The sequence below is a fragment of the Glutamicibacter sp. AGC46 genome, from assembly GCF_053543715.1.
This window is the reverse complement of record NZ_JBLVOJ010000013.1, coordinates 34,617-48,641: the sequence shown is the minus strand read 5'-3', so window position 1 is coordinate 48,641 and position 14,025 is coordinate 34,617. Positions and strand designations below refer to the sequence as shown.

The following is a 14,025-nucleotide window of genomic DNA, read 5'->3' as shown; positions in this document are numbered from 1 at the left end:
CCCCCCCACGCTGGGCACCTTCGATGCATCCATCCTGGCGCCTTCGGGCAAATGGATGATGGTCATCGGCCGCTACGGCGGAGCGCATGTGGACCTGTTGCGGTTTTTCTCTGTCTCCCCGGTCCCGAGCTTCGTGATCGAGCGCCGTGGCCTGGATATCACCGGGACACGCCAGCCCACCGATGAGGAAACCTCGCGGATCCCGCCAGGATTCATCATCGTGATGCTGGTGCGCAGCGGTGATGAGCTGCTGCTGGCCATGGACTACCGCGACTACACCGGCTTCTCGGCCTGGCTCGAAGCCGGGCCGATCGCCGGGAGCTGGCAGATCTAGAACTTGATAAAGCAAAACCGCCGTTGCAGATGCAGCGGCGGTTTTCGCGTTCCCTGGCCAGTCAATGCTGGCAGGCAGCGTTGGCAGGCTGGGGGGGCCGCTGCGGATCGCCTGCCTGCTCGGCGCACTGCTCAGCTGCGCGTGGCGGCTTGGGGGAGCACCTCCGGATCCCGGGCACCGCAGCCACCGATCCGGAAACGGCCGGCAGGAACTGCGCTGAGTGCGAAATGCCTGGGCGCGTGGCGCAGGACGTAGTTGACTGTTCCCATGAAACGAACCTTGATCCTTGGCGGCACCGCGTGGCTCGGCCGCGAGCTGGCGCGGCAGCTGATCCGCAGTGGCCACGAAGTCACCTGCCTGGCGCGCGGCAATTCCGGCGAGGTTGCCCAGGGCGCGCAGCTGGTGCGTGCCGACCGGAGCCAGCCCGGGGCCTATGATGCCGTGCAGGGCATCGGATTCGACTCGGTCATCGAGCTGTCCTATGAGCTGCAATGGGTGCACGAAGCGCTGGCGGCCCTGGCCGCGAATGCGCGGCACTGGACCCTGGTTTCTTCCATCTCGGTGTATGCCAGCGCGCAACTGCCCGGTGCCGGCGAAGACGCGCAACTGCATGAACCGTCCGATCCCGGCGATTACGGGCATGCAAAGGTCCTTGCCGAACGGGCCAGCACGGCGATGGTTGCCGACCGGCTGCTCATTGCCCGTCCGGGGCTGATTACCGGACCTGGCGATCCCAGCGACCGCTTTTCCTACTGGGTTTCGCGCTTGGCCTTGGCCGGTGCCGGCCAGGTCCTCATCCCGCCAACCGCGGGCCGCCATGTGCAGGTCATCGACGTGCGCGATGCCGCCGCGTGGATTATCGACGCCACCGCGCGTTCGCTGACCGGAACCTTCAACGTGGCCGGAACATCACATGGCTTCGCCCAGTTCCTCAGTACGGCCGCACGGATTGCGGGATTCAGCGGGGAACTGGTCACCGCCCAGGACGCATGGCTGCGCGAACGCCAGGTCAATTACTGGGCCGGGGCGCGTTCGCTGCCGCTGTGGCTTGCGCTGGAGGACCACGGCTTCGCCCAGCGCAGCAACCAGCGGTACGCCTTGGCCGGTGGCCCGGAGCGGGACCTGGAGGACTTGCTTGGCGACGTGCTGGCCGATGAACGGGCTCGCGGACTGGACCGGTCCCGGCGTGCTGGCCTCGGCCGGGCCGAGGAGCTTGAGCTGCTCGGCCAGCTCGGGCGGATCCGGCAGGGCTAGCGCAGTCCGGGATTTTCGGTGGGCTAGAGGTATTCCCCGTTGCGGATCGTCTGGACCAGCTGCAGATTGGCATCCAGGATCAGTGCATCGGCGGCGAAGCCGTAGTGCAGGGAACCGACTTCGTCGGCCAGGCCGATCAGCGAGGCGGGGATGGACGTAGCCGAGTTGACCGCCTGGACCAGTGAGACCCCGGCCTGCACGGCGCGCTGCACGATTTCCAGCAGCGTGCAGGTGCCGCCGGCCAGGGAATTGTCGCTGGCCAGCCGTGCCTGGCCCAGGGCCACATTCACATCCTGCGGGCCGAGGGTGTACTGCCCATCGGCCAAGCCGGTGGCCGCCATGGAATCGCTGACCAGCAAGATGTTCTCCGCACCGACCAAGCGGAAGACCAGGCGCACGGTATCGGGGGACAGGTGCACCCCGTCGGCGATCAGCTCCACGAACGCATTGCGGTTCACCGCCTCTTCCAGGCAGGCGGCCACCGGACCGGGTTCGCGGTGGTGCAGCGAAGGCATGCCGTTGAACAGGTGGGTGACCGTAGGGCGTTCGGTGAAGCCGTCCACCCCGGCGCTGCGCAGCTGTTCGCGGGCAAAGCGCAGGGAATCCGCGGTGATCTGGGCGCTGGCATCGGTGTGCCCCAGCGACGGGACCACGCCGTGGGAGACCAGCTGCTCAACGAGTTCCTCGCTGCCGGCCAATTCCGGAGCGTAGGTCATGGTGCGCAGCTGGCCGCGGCTGGCAGCCACCAGCTCGCTGACGAATTCCGGATCCGGATCCTGCAGGAAGCGCGGGTCCTGGGCGCCGCAGCGGTCTACGGAGAGGAACGGGCCTTCGGCATGGATGCCGGCAATCTGGCCGGCCTCCGCCAGCTCGGCGAGCAGCTCGGCGGCCTCGATCATGGACGAGGGCTCTGCGGTGACCAGCGACGCGAGCAGGGTAGTGGTGCCCGAGCGGTGCAGGTACTCCACCGCTTCGGTGACGCTCGAATGATCCGGTGCCGAGAAGTCCGCGCCGCGGGCGCCATGGCAATGCAGGTCGATCAGGCCCGGGATGATGATGGAGCCGGGGGCTACCTCGCGTACCGGGTAGTCGGCAGCATCGGCCAGGGCGTTGAAGTCATCGCGGTTGCCGGCAAAGCGGATGCGGTCGCCTTCCACGGCGAGCACGCCATCGGTGACCTTGAGGCCATCGGAAATCAGGGTGGCATGAAGGGCGTAGCGCGTCGTAGTCATGTTCCCAGCTTAGAAGAGAGAACGCGTCCAGTCACCGACTCGACGGATTATTTTCTCAGCGGACTTGGCATTTAGCGAACCGGGAACGCAGCAGCCCCAGCGCGCCGGGCGCCTGGCCACGGCAAGGAGCTAGCTGCCCTTGCCCGCAGGATCTTCGGAAGCCGGCGCGTTGCCGGTGGCCAGGGCCTGCAGCGCCTGCAGCGTACTGGTCTTCGTGCCGGAGGCCAGCTGCGCTTCGCGCGCGGAGTGCGCGGCGGCCCGGTTCTGCCTGATGCTGCCGACCCGGTTCTTCATTGACCGGTAGACCCGGCGGAACATGCGGTAGAGGAAGAAGCCGATGGCAATGGCAACGAGTCCGAGCGCGGCGGCCAGTACCGGAACCAGCACAGCTGCGAAGACGAGAACCAGCGCGCCAAGATCTTCTGCCAGGCTGCGCACCCATTGGGTGATGGGTTCGGGCACGGCATTGGTCGCCGCGGTCATCGACGATTTGCCCAGGCTCACCGACAGCGCGGAGCCCGCACCGAGCAGTCCGGTGAGGACGGCAACCTCGACTCCCGAATTGGCGCCAAGGCCGATGCCAACCAGGGCGCCGAAAACAGGTCGCAGCCACACCGAGATGGTTTCCATGGACAGATTGAGGAAAGGGATCTTATCCAGGCCGGCCTCGCCGATGGCAAGTACGGCACAGATCGCCAGGACCCACGGATTGGTGATGCTTTCAGGAATCTGCCGTGCCGCAGAAGCGATCATGTCAGGTGCGGTATCGGGGATCACGAGTCCCGCGATGCCCAGGGCCAATACCGTGAAATACGGCCGCAGGCCCGCAGCGGAACCGCTGCCAATGGCCATGAGCGAAGCTGTCAGCGGATCCAATGGACCTCCCGAGCCTGGCGGCCCGGGCCGTGCGGCACCGAGCGCTTTTGGTAGAGGAGATCAGACTAGCAGTCGGGATGCAGTTTTCTGCAGGGCCAAGCTAAGGCTGCCAGGCAGCAGCATCCGGCCGGAGGCGGATGCGCCAGGGCCAGGCAGCCCGGGGAGGACCCGCAACCCTAGAAGAGGCGTCCTGCCGAGTCGTCGACTCCGCGCATTGCGTCGTAATCCAAGGTGAGGCAGCGGATGCCGCGGTCTTCGGCCAAGGTGCGGGCCTGCGGCTTGATCTGCTGGGCGGCGAAGATGCCGGTAACCGGCTTGAGCAGCGGATCGCGGTTCAGAAGCTCCAGATAGCGGGTCAGCTGTTCCACTCCGTCGATATCGCCACGGCGCTTGAGCTCTACGGCAACCGTGGCGCCCTTGGCATCACGGGCCAGGATATCCACCGGACCGATGGCGGTCATGTATTCACGGCGGACCAACTGGTGGCCAGCGCCGAGCAACTCGATCTGCTCGGCCAGCAGGCGCTGCAGGTCGGCTTCGACGCCATCCTTGATCAGCCCCGGATCGGTGCCCAGGATGTGGGCCGAGTCGTGCTCGAAGCTATGGAAGTGGATGGTCAGCTTGTCATCGGTCTTCGCACTGGACACGGTCCAGGTAGCGGTGGCACCCAACGCAGCGGCGTCCTCATCGGGATCTGCCTCACGCAGGATCAACGGCGGATTCATCCAATTCAGCGGCTTGTAGCTGCCGCCGTCCGAGTGGATGAGTACCGAGCCGTCGGCCTTGACCATGATCAAGCGGGTCGCCAACGGAAGGTGGGCTCGAAGACGGCCCTCGTAATCAACTGAACACTTCGCTACCACTAAACGCACCCCACACACTTTACTAGCTGGTTGCGACTTGTGCCGGGAGATACGGCATGATTAAAGACATGCCACGTTCCAACCGCCCGCGCCGCTCCAAGAATTCCCGACCCGCCCAAGGCCGGAAATCCGGCTCCGGCTACGGTTCCGGGGATGAAGAGCAGGGCTACGGTTCGGGCCAGGAAGAGTGGATGCAGCGTGCCCGCTTCGGCGTGGTGCTGCGCCAGGATGCCCCCGACGGCCAATGGCATGTGCGCAAGATTGCGCCGATGAACGCCAACAAGCCCTATTCCTGCCCGGGGTGCCACCGTTCCATCGGAGTTGGAGTTGCCCATGTTGTTGCCTGGCGCGCGGACCACTGGTCGGGCGATGACGCCGCGGCCAACGCGCGCCGCCACTGGCATCCGCACTGCTGGGAAACCCGTTCCTACCGCTACTAGGCCAGCTGCCTGGAGGGGCAGGTGCTAGCGGCGGTCCTGCCGGGCGATGAAGACTTCGCGCAGCAGGATCATGGCGCTGGCTGCCACCGGGATGGCCATGAGCGCACCGGTGACCCCGGCCAAGGTGCCGCCGGCAATCACCGAGATCACCGCGACCGCGCCGGGCACTGCCACCGCACGGCGCATGATGCGCGGCGAAACGAAATACGCCTCGACTTGCAGGTAGCCGAAGTAGCACACCGCGTAGATCAGGGCGGTCTGCCAGCCCAGTGACAATGTCACCAAGGTAACCAGCACGCCGGCGATCACCCCGCCGACCAATGGGATGAAGGCCAGCATCGCCACCAGCAAGGTGAGCAGCGCGGTGAATGGAACACCCAGAATGCTCATCAGCACCAGCGCCACCAGGCAGTTCAGTATGGCCACGGTGGCTTGGCCCATCACGTAATTGCCCACGGAGCGGGTAATGCGCACGGTCAATTCGGCCACGCGGTCGCGTTTGGAGCGCGGGGCCAGGCGCAGCGAGAAGCCCATCATCCCTGGCAGGGAAGCCAGGAAGTAGATGGCCAGCACCAGCACGATCAGCACGCCGAACATGGACTGGGCGACGGTCTGCGATACGCCCAGGACGCCGCCGAACACATTGGTCACCGCGCCCGAATCGCCAAAGAAACGGTCGACCTCGGTAGTGATGCGCTGGGAAATCGCGTATTGCCGGTCGATTTCCCGGACCCAATCGCTATTGAGGAAATCATCCACGATTTCAGGCGCCCGCGTGATGAAGGCGGTGATCTGGTTGACCAGGGTAGGGATGATCAAGGCCATGAAGCCGCCGAAGATCGCCAGCAAGCTGACCATGGTCGCGGCCACGGCCAGCGGACGGGTCATTCCCTTGCGCATCATGAAGCGCACAATCGGATCAAGGCCCAAGGCGATGAACAGCGCAATGGCAATCCAGGTCATCAGCGAACCGACGTTGGTCAGCAGGTAGTAGCCGCCCAGGGCGATGCCCACGCCAATGGTGCCCAAGAAGCCCATGGAAATAGGGTGCAGCGCCGGAATCGGTTCCGGCGAGCCATCCAGCGGATGCTCCGGTTCCTCGCCCAGGGCCGCACTGCGCTGCGGGGTGTTGAGCATCTTGCCCACGCGTTCGGCGATCTTCTTGGACCAGCCCTCGCGGGACGGATTAGCGCCCGTCGGCGCAGCGCCCGGATAACGGGCCTGCGCGCTGGCGGCCGCAGGTGATTCCGGTTGGGAATTGCCCTCATGAGGCTGGGAATGCGCTGTGGATTCCGGGCCGGAGGTTGCCGGCCCGGAAGAGCGATCCGACGCGTCGGAACGCTGCTCGGGTACGTGCTTATCGCGATGCGGGTGCGGCTGATCAGGCTCCATGGGTCAGAGCATATCGCGCATCGGCCACTGTTAAGTGGTTCAAGACACCGTGCTGTTGCGTTGTTGAGCCAGTTCACAGGCGAGGATCGGAACCATGATCGGCCGCAACTCGTTAGACTTGTCAAAGAACAGCTGTGAGACGTAGGCGAATAGGTGAACTTGTGCGAAAAGTAATCTCCGTGATCGCGATGCTGCTGGGGGCCGCGGCCCTGGTAGTCGGCATCGGACAGAAGACCTTTTGGGCCCCGCCCGAAACGGTGACCGCGAGCATGCCGCAACTAGCTGATGAGGCACCGCTGACCTTGATTGAATCCTCGGTCAACGACCCCAAGCTGGACCCGGTGGAACTGGTGATCAAGTCGAAGGGTGAATTCACTGCTTCCTTGGGCCGCGACTATGACGTCGAGGCGTGGATCGGCGATGCATCGCATGTATCGGTCACCGGCATCGACACCGAAAACCACAAGATGATCGCCGAGCACGCCAAGGGCAAGGCCGATGCGCCTAATCCCGCCGGTGATGACATCTTCTTCGACTCGCAGACCGCGGATCAGACCATGACCTACCGCTGGACCGCTCCGGATTCCGGCGACTGGTCCTTGCTGCTGGCCGCAGGCGGAAAGGATGCCGCTCCGGTGGATATCTCGGTAACCTACGCGAACGACGACGCCATGCCATTTGCCCTGCCGCTGATCATTGCCGGCTCGCTGCTGCTGGTCTTCGGACTGGCCCTGCTGGTCATGCGCCCGGGCAAGCCGAAGAGCGGGGCGAACACCCAGCACTCGGTCGCCGCCGTGGCCGTGGTGGCCCTGGCGATCTCCGGTGTTTCTCTGCCCATGGCGCCAAGCGACGAGTCCAGCGCCAAGCCTTCGGAATCCGAGCAGAAGTCGCAGGACGCCAAGGCGTCCGATGATGCCAAGGGCTCCGAGTCCGCCTCTTCCTCGGTTGGAGAAGTATCCAGCTTCCCGGTCATCACCGAAGAGCAGCTCAAGCGCGTTCTGGCTGATGCCCAGAAGCAGGTAGCCAAGGCCGATGAGAAGAGCGACGCCAAGGCCCTGGAACCACGCACCGCCGGTGCGTTCAAGTACCTGCGCGATAAGCGCTACGACATGCTCAAGGAGAAGTTCGAGGTAGACAAGCCGCTGGCGCTCAATACCCAGGTCATCCGCTCGGCCGCTGTGCCGAATGCGAATGAAGCCAAGTTCCCCCGCGTAATCTCCGTGGTGACCGCGAAGAACAATGATGCCGACACCCTGCCGCAGGCGCTGACCCTGGTGCAGGCCAACGCCCGCGATAACTTCAAGGTGGTCTTCGCCGGCCAGATGCTGCCGAACTCCACCTTCCCGGGCATCGCCGTTGGCGACCCGTCGACCAAGCAGCTTGCTGCCAACGCCGAGGGCCTGCAGATGACCCCGGAGAAGGCCCTGGAAGCACTGGGCAAAGTGCTGACCGATGGCAATGCCAAGGACAAGGACAAGTTTGCCGAATCGGACTTCATCAAGGCGGTGCACGCAGCCCAGAAGGATGAGTCCAAGGAAGCCAACGAGGCGGACGTCAAGTACAACCGCACGGTCACCAAGGGCGACACCAAGGTGGTTTCCACCCCGGATGGCGGAGCGATTGTTACCGGCAAGCTGAACAACAAGGCGCTCTTCGTGCGCACCGAAGACGCTGACCCGCTCAAGAGCACCGACAAGCTGACCGAACAGCTGCTGGGATCCAGCTCCTCGAACGGCGACGTGGAAAGCACCTACGCCGAACCGGTGATGTTCTACCTGCCAGCCGACGGTTCCAAGGACAAGATCCAGCTGATCTCTGCAAGCCAGATCCTGCTCGATGTGAAGGAAGTTGACTAACCCCCATGACTGATCAGAACATTCCCTCAACCCGCGGTGCGGTAGATCTCTCCGCCCTGGCCAGCCAAGGCCCGGAAGCTACCGGCAGCATGCCGGCTGGTCCGGCAAGCTGGACCACCAATCTGGATGAGGCTGCGTTCCAGCAGTTCGTCGGCATGTCCCAGCAGGTACCTGCCATCGTTTCCCTCGGCTCGCCTCGCGTGCAGGTCTCGGCAGACCTGGATGCGACGCTGCGCAAGCTGGTGGATGCCAAGGGCGGCAAATTCATCCTCGGCCTGGTGGATGCGGAAACCTACCCGCAGATCGCCCAGGCCTTCCAGGCCCAGCAGATCCCGATGGTGGTGGCGCTGATCAAGGGCCAGCCGGTGCCGCTGTTCCAGGGTCCTGCCGAGGAACAGCAGATTGTCCAGGTTTTCGCACAGCTTGAACAGCTCGCAGTCCAGCAGGGCATGAGCGGTACCGCCCCGGCATTCTCCGGGCAGGCCGGCGAACCTGAACCAGAGCTGCCGCCGCTGCACCAGAAGGCCGTGGACGCCATCGATGCCGGGGACTACGCCGCCGCCGAGGCCGCCTACCTGGAAGCGTTGAACGAGAAGCCGAACGACAAGGACGCGCAGATCGGCGTGTACCAGGTTCGACTGCTCTCGCGTACGCACAACCTGGATCTGAACAAGTCCCGCGAGCAAGCCGCGCAGAACCCTGAAGACATCGCAGCCCAGCTGGATGTAGCAGATCTGGACGTGGTGGGCGGGCATGTCGAAGATGCCTTCGCCCGACTGGTTTCGCTGATCTCCCGCCTGGCTGATGAAGACCGCGAGCGGGTCCGCCGTCGCCTGATTGAGCTCTATGCGGTAATCGGCAACAGCGATCCACGCGTGGCTGCCTCGCGGCAGAAACTGGCACGCGTACTCTTCTAGGCTGACGTCCAGGGACTGGACCAAGCAGTTCAACCGCCGTGGCCCAGGGTTTTTCCCTGGGTCGCGGCGGTTGTCTTAGACCTGGGTTTAACTCCAAAGGATGATGCGTTCTGACTAGGGGCATTGCTAGCCTTAAGCTATGAATCAGATCGCACTGGACATTCGGGGTCTTGCCAAGCAATTCGGCGCCAAGATTGCCGTGAACAACGTCAGCCTGCAAGTTCCTGCGGGTTCCTTCTACGGTCTTGTCGGACCCAATGGTGCCGGCAAGACCACCATGCTTTCCATGGCCACTGGATTGCTGCGCCCGGATTCAGGCCAAGCGCTGGTCAACGGCGTGGATATCTGGGCTGATCCGCAAGCGGCCAAGGCCACGTTGGGAGTCCTGGCTGATGGCGTGCGCCAGTTTGACCGGCTGACCGGCCGCCAGCTGGTGACCTACTCGGGATTGCTGCGCGGCATGGAACGCGCAGAAGTTGCCCAGCGTACCGAAGACCTGCTGCGCGTGATGGATTTGCTCGATGACGGCGACAAGCTGGTGGTGGACTACTCGGCCGGCATGACCAAGAAGATTTCCTTGGCTACCGCGATGATCCACTCGCCAAAGCTGCTGGTTCTGGACGAGCCGTTCGAGGCGGTGGACCCGGTATCTGCGGCGAATATCCGCGACATCCTGAATAACTACGTTGAATTCGGCGGCACCGTCATCGTTTCCTCGCATGTGATGGACCTCGTCCAGCGCATGTGCACGCATGTCGCGGTCATTTCCGATGGCATGCTCAAGGCGCAGGGCACCGTGGATGAAGTCCGCGGCGGCATGAGCCTGGAAGATCGCTTCGTCGATCTGGTGGGCGGCCGCGCCAATAATGAAGGGCTGTCATGGTTGCGCACGTCCTAAGCCTGAAACTGCGCTTGCTCGCCAACGGCTTCAAGCGCTCCGTCGGCCAGCTCATCGGCGTCATTATCGGTGGCCTGTACGCACTGGGCATGATCACCATGCTGACCTTGGCCATGTGGTTTACCGCCGGCGATATTCCTTTCCAGAGCGAAATCTTCACCCTGATCGGCTCGGCCGTGGTGCTGGGCTGGGCCATCATCCCGCCGCTGCTGACCGGTGTTGACCTCACCCTGGAACCTTCACGCTTTGTCCACTTCGGGATTCCGGAAAAGACCTTGGGGCCAGCGCTGGTGCTGGCTGGCTTCATCTCGATTCCCGCGGTGCTGACCATTGCGGGCCTGCTCGGCGCCTCGCTGATGTGGCGCTTCGATGCGGGCGCGCTCATGCTGGCCCTGCTGGCAGCGGTGGCGACCGCGGTGATGGCGATTCTTCTTTGCCAGTATCTGGTGATCATGGCGACCGCACTGCGGGCCAAGCGCCGATTCCGTGAATTGACCTTCGTGCTGCTGTTCGTGGTGCTCATCGCCTTGGGGCCGATCGTGACCTCGGCATTGGCTGCCGCGCAGAGCATGAGCGACTGGATCCAGCCGATTGCCTCGGTCTTGGGCTACACCCCGTTGGGTGCCTTTGCCGCGATTCCCGGGGCTTTTGCCTCGGCGCACTACGGCCAGATGGCGATCCATCTGGCGCTGGGCTTGCTCTACCTTGGCGGACTGTACCTCCTGCTGGCTCGAGCTACCGCCAAAGCCACGGTGACCCCGCCGCCAGAGCAGCGCGCTGCCACGGCCAAGGGGCTGGGCTTCTTCAAGTTGATGCCGGCCACGCCAACGGGCGCCGTGGCTGCCCGCGCACTGACCTACTGGTTCAAGGATCCGCGCTATGCCATTGGCGTGCTCATTGTGCCGATGCTGCCGTTGCTCTTCTGGTTCACCGGCAACCAGACCGGCAGCTACGTGATGATGTTCCTGCTGGGCCCGTTGATCGGCATCTTGATGGGCTTCTCCATCTCGGCCGACATTTCCTATGACAACACCGCCTTTGCGCTGCACGCGCTGACCGGCATTTCCGGACGTGCTGATCGGGCAGGGCGAGTGCTGTCCTGTTTCCTGATTGCCATCGTTCCGGTCCTGGCGGCAGCCATTTTACCGGGCCTCATCTCCGGTGCGCTGTGGCGCATCCCGGGAGACCTGGGCCTGTCACTGGCGGGGCTGCTCATCGCGTTGGGCGTCGCGTCGGTGTCCTCGGCCCGCTACACCTATTCGGTGCCGCTGCCGGGTGATAACCCGATGAAGACCCCTCCGGGCAATGGCATGCGCATTGCGCTGACCCAGCTGGGAATCATGCTTGCCATGGGCCTCCTGCTGATCCCGGTACTCATTCCCTACATCATCGGCTGGGTGAAGCAGTCGCAGTCCTTCGGCTTCATCACCTTGGGCGCGGGCCTGGCCGTGGGTATCGGACTGATGCTCGGCGGCATTGCCCTCGGTGGCAAATGGTACGAAAAGCGCACTCCTGAGCTGATGCAGTCGGTCATCCTCAATAAGTAGGCGCAGCAGCCGAATTGCTGCCTCCGGCCGTCTAGCGGGACGCTGTTTTCCGCTAGGCGGCCGTTTGCCTGCCTTGGGTGCAAGGAGGTTCACAGGATATTGATCGGGTCGCGCCCAATTGGCGCAATATCGACTTCCAACGGCACCGCAACGCATCGCAAGAACATTGAAAAATGGTTGTTGACTTGCAGCGAGGAAGAAATCGATGGGGCGGCCTAGTGCAGCGCGGCAAAGTCAATGTGGACAAGCTCCCATGCTTGCCACGCGGACAGCAGTGGCAATCCGTATTAGACTTGGAGGCATGGTGGAACAGTCTGAAGAAACCCGCGGTGGCACTGCCACGATTGAACGTACCGAGACAACCCAGAGTGTCGAGGCCGGAGATCATGAGCGTTTTGCTCACTACGTGCAGAAGGAAAAGATCATGGAGTCGGCAATGACCGGCGACCCAGTGATCGCTCTGTGCGGCAAGGTCTGGACGCCAGGCCGAGATCCGCAGAAGTTCCCGGTATGCCCCGAGTGCAAGGAAGTCTACGACTCCATGATGGGGTAGTGCTGCGAATGAACTAGCACTACTTCACACAATGCACGCGGCCGGGAAAAGGTAAATGACCGAGACACTCTTTGATTTTGGCGACAAGCTTCCACTAGAAGACAAGCTGCCGGTAGCGTATCCGGAACGTGCGGCTTGGGGAACTGGGCCGAAGCTGCGTGCCTGGCAGGCCGAGGCCTTGGCTCTGTACTTCGATACGGAGCCCAAGGACTTCATGGCGGTGGCGACCCCTGGCGCAGGTAAGACCACCTTCGCGCTGCGCTTGGCCAAAGTGCTGATCGACTCGGGCAAGATCAACCGCATGATCGTTGTCGCGCCCACCGACCACCTGAAAAAGCAGTGGGCGGATGCGGCGGCGCGTGTGGGCATCTCACTGGACCCGAACTACAAGAACTCCGACGGCCGGCACGGCTCGCACTACATGGGCGTGGTGGTGACCTATGCCCAGGTCTCGCTGAAGCCCGCGGTGCACCGCGCGAAAACTGAAGATGCCCGCACCCTGGTGATCATGGATGAGGTCCACCACGCCGGCGATGCCCTGTCCTGGGGCGATGGCATTCGTGAAGCATTCGAACCGGCTACCCGGCGGCTTGCCCTGACCGGTACCCCATTCCGTTCCGATGCGGCCCCGATTCCTTTCGTGCAGTATGTGGACGAGGGCGATGGCATTCGCCGTTCCAAGGCGGACTACACCTACGGCTACGGCAGCGCCCTGGCCGACCACGTGGTCCGTCCGGTGCTGTTCATGGCCTATTCGGGCAATATGCGCTGGCGTACCTCCGGCGGCGAGGAGATGGAAGCAAACCTCGGCGAAGGCTTCACCAAGGATGTCACCGCCCATGCCTGGCGTACCGCGCTGGATCCGCACGGCGACTGGATCCCGTCGGTGCTGCAGGCCGCTGACCGGCGGCTCTCGGAGGTCCGCCGCACCGTGAAGGACGCCGGCGGCCTGATCATCGCCACGGACCACGAGGACGCGCGCGGCTACGCGGCCCAGCTCGAAGCGATCTGTGGCGAGAAGGTCACCACCATTCTTTCCGATGACCCCAAGGCATCGCAGAAGATCGACGATTTCTCCGAATCCGACGCGCGCTGGATGGTTGCGGTGCGCATGGTGTCCGAAGGCGTGGACGTTCCGCGTCTCTGCGTGGGCGTTTATGCGACGTCCACCTCCACTCCGTTGTTCTTCGCCCAGGCGGTCGGCCGCTTCGTGCGTAGCCGCAAGCGCGGCGAGGTGGCTTCGGTCTTCCTGCCCTCGGTGCCGATCCTGATGGCCTTGGCCAACGAGATGGAAGTCGAACGCGACCACGCCTTGGACCGTGAAGGTTCCAAGGACGAAGACGGGCTGGACGATTCGCTGCTGGAAGCGGCGAACAAGGAAGACAAGGCCAGCGACGAGCTGACGCGCAACAAGTTCGAGGCGCTGAACTCGCAGGCCTCCTTTGACCGCGTGCTCTTCGACGGCGGCGAATTCGGTACCGGCGCCGACATCGGCAGTGAAGAAGAACTCGGCTTCCTGGGGATCCCGGGCCTGCTGGATACCGAACAGGTTTCCGAGCTGCTGCGCAAGCAGCAGAACAAGCAGATTTCCAAGGGCGGCACCAAGCCCGAGCCGGTCTCGGACCACCGCCGCATGATGGAGCTGCGCACCAAGCTGTCGAAGAACGTCTCGGCATGGGCCGCCCGCACCGGCACCCCGCACGGGCAGATCCACAACAAGCTGCGCAGCGTCTGCGGCGGGCCTGCCGTGCCGCAGGCTACTGCTGACCAGCTGCAGGCGCGCATTGACAAGCTGCAGGACTGGTTCGTCGGGCGAAAATAGGTTCCACGAGAGAACGGGCTTTTCCCCTGACCGGAAAATTC

At 63.7% G+C, this 14,025-nt stretch carries 14 protein-coding genes; 9 read left to right on the top strand and 5 right to left on the bottom strand.

Annotated features, from left to right (window positions below):
- The coding region (locus tag ACNPM8_RS10220; protein WP_448938257.1) for a DUF2550 domain-containing protein at positions 1–334 on the top strand (334 nt) is incomplete at its 5' end.
- A gap of 131 nt (positions 335–465) precedes the next feature.
- Here ACNPM8_RS10220 and ACNPM8_RS10215 read toward each other — a convergent pair.
- Entirely contained in the window at positions 466–603 is a 138-nt protein-coding gene (locus ACNPM8_RS10215; protein WP_181148912.1) for a hypothetical protein, read from the bottom strand.
- On the opposite strand from ACNPM8_RS10215, the gene ACNPM8_RS10210 reads away from it, so the two are divergent.
- The gene (locus ACNPM8_RS10210) at positions 602–1,588 is read left to right on the top strand and encodes an NAD-dependent epimerase/dehydratase family protein (RefSeq protein ID WP_448939787.1); all 987 of its coding nucleotides are present in this window, start codon (positions 602–604) and stop codon (positions 1,586–1,588) included. The genes ACNPM8_RS10215 and ACNPM8_RS10210 overlap by 2 nt on opposite strands.
- 23 nt (positions 1,589–1,611) lie before the next feature.
- Here the strand turns inward: ACNPM8_RS10210 and nagA are convergent, their stop codons facing one another.
- From nagA to nucS, 3 genes are all read right to left on the bottom strand, one after another.
- Complete coding sequence (gene nagA / locus ACNPM8_RS10205) at positions 1,612–2,820, bottom strand: N-acetylglucosamine-6-phosphate deacetylase (RefSeq protein WP_448939786.1); 1,209 nt, start codon at positions 2,818–2,820, stop codon at positions 1,612–1,614.
- 129 nt (positions 2,821–2,949) lie between these two features.
- Positions 2,950–3,696, bottom strand: a complete 747-nt coding sequence (locus tag ACNPM8_RS10200; protein ID WP_448939785.1) for a DUF4126 domain-containing protein — start codon at positions 3,694–3,696, stop codon at positions 2,950–2,952.
- 176 nt (positions 3,697–3,872) lie between these two features.
- Positions 3,873–4,568 carry an endonuclease NucS gene (gene nucS, locus ACNPM8_RS10195; RefSeq protein WP_105662590.1) on the bottom strand — a complete coding sequence of 232 codons (696 nt, stop codon included), beginning with the start codon at positions 4,566–4,568 and terminating at the stop codon, positions 3,873–3,875.
- Positions 4,569–4,627: 59 nt separating this feature from the next.
- Between nucS and ACNPM8_RS10190 the strand changes: the two genes are divergently transcribed.
- Positions 4,628–4,999, top strand: coding sequence for a hypothetical protein (locus ACNPM8_RS10190; protein ID WP_402697277.1), 372 nt, complete (start codon positions 4,628–4,630; stop codon positions 4,997–4,999).
- 24 nt (positions 5,000–5,023) lie between these two features.
- On the opposite strand, the gene ACNPM8_RS10185 is transcribed toward ACNPM8_RS10190, so the two are convergent.
- A complete protein-coding gene (locus ACNPM8_RS10185; protein ID WP_105662591.1) occupies positions 5,024–6,391 on the bottom strand; it encodes an AI-2E family transporter in 1,368 nt (455 codons plus the stop codon).
- A 161-nt stretch (positions 6,392–6,552) separates the two neighbouring features.
- On the opposite strand from ACNPM8_RS10185, the gene ACNPM8_RS10180 reads away from it, so the two are divergent.
- The 6 genes from ACNPM8_RS10180 to ACNPM8_RS10155 all read left to right on the top strand — a co-directional run bounded on the left by ACNPM8_RS10180 (position 6,553) and on the right by ACNPM8_RS10155 (position 13,984).
- The gene (locus ACNPM8_RS10180) at positions 6,553–8,247 is read left to right on the top strand and encodes a hypothetical protein (RefSeq protein ID WP_402697280.1); all 1,695 of its coding nucleotides are present in this window, start codon (positions 6,553–6,555) and stop codon (positions 8,245–8,247) included.
- Between the two features lie 5 nt (positions 8,248–8,252).
- Positions 8,253–9,164, top strand: coding sequence for a co-chaperone YbbN (locus ACNPM8_RS10175; RefSeq protein ID WP_105662593.1), 912 nt, complete (start codon positions 8,253–8,255; stop codon positions 9,162–9,164).
- Positions 9,165–9,303: 139 nt separating this feature from the next.
- Entirely contained in the window at positions 9,304–10,062 is a 759-nt protein-coding gene (locus tag ACNPM8_RS10170) for an ABC transporter ATP-binding protein (protein WP_105658422.1), read from the top strand.
- Positions 10,044–11,609 carry a transporter gene (locus ACNPM8_RS10165; RefSeq protein WP_105658423.1) on the top strand — a complete coding sequence of 522 codons (1,566 nt, stop codon included), beginning with the start codon at positions 10,044–10,046 and terminating at the stop codon, positions 11,607–11,609. Before ACNPM8_RS10170 ends, ACNPM8_RS10165 begins: the two co-directional genes overlap by 19 nt.
- Before the next feature lie 301 nt (positions 11,610–11,910).
- A complete protein-coding gene (locus tag ACNPM8_RS10160; RefSeq protein WP_105658424.1) occupies positions 11,911–12,162 on the top strand; it encodes a DUF3039 domain-containing protein in 252 nt (83 codons plus the stop codon).
- A 55-nt stretch (positions 12,163–12,217) separates the two neighbouring features.
- Complete coding sequence (locus tag ACNPM8_RS10155) at positions 12,218–13,984, top strand: DEAD/DEAH box helicase (protein WP_105658425.1); 1,767 nt, start codon at positions 12,218–12,220, stop codon at positions 13,982–13,984.
- Positions 13,985–14,025 lie beyond the last annotated feature (41 nt).

What these genes read in the sequence shown, in the direction of transcription:
- ACNPM8_RS10185 (WP_105662591.1), bottom strand. Translation starts at nt 6,391, where the DNA reads ATGGAGCCTGATCAGCCGCACCCGCATCGCGATAAGCACGTACCCGAG.
- ACNPM8_RS10175 (WP_105662593.1), top strand. Translation starts at nt 8,253, where the DNA reads ATGACTGATCAGAACATTCCCTCAACCCGCGGTGCGGTAGATCTCTCC.
- ACNPM8_RS10210 (WP_448939787.1), top strand. Translation starts at nt 602, where the DNA reads ATGAAACGAACCTTGATCCTTGGCGGCACCGCGTGGCTCGGCCGCGAG.
- ACNPM8_RS10155 (WP_105658425.1), top strand. Translation starts at nt 12,218, where the DNA reads ATGACCGAGACACTCTTTGATTTTGGCGACAAGCTTCCACTAGAAGAC.
- ACNPM8_RS10215 (WP_181148912.1), bottom strand. Translation starts at nt 603, where the DNA reads ATGGGAACAGTCAACTACGTCCTGCGCCACGCGCCCAGGCATTTCGCA.
- ACNPM8_RS10190 (WP_402697277.1), top strand. Translation starts at nt 4,628, where the DNA reads ATGCCACGTTCCAACCGCCCGCGCCGCTCCAAGAATTCCCGACCCGCC.
- nagA (WP_448939786.1), bottom strand. Translation starts at nt 2,820, where the DNA reads ATGACTACGACGCGCTACGCCCTTCATGCCACCCTGATTTCCGATGGC.
- ACNPM8_RS10170 (WP_105658422.1), top strand. Translation starts at nt 9,304, where the DNA reads ATGAATCAGATCGCACTGGACATTCGGGGTCTTGCCAAGCAATTCGGC.
- ACNPM8_RS10165 (WP_105658423.1), top strand. Translation starts at nt 10,044, where the DNA reads ATGGTTGCGCACGTCCTAAGCCTGAAACTGCGCTTGCTCGCCAACGGC.
- ACNPM8_RS10160 (WP_105658424.1), top strand. Translation starts at nt 11,911, where the DNA reads ATGGTGGAACAGTCTGAAGAAACCCGCGGTGGCACTGCCACGATTGAA.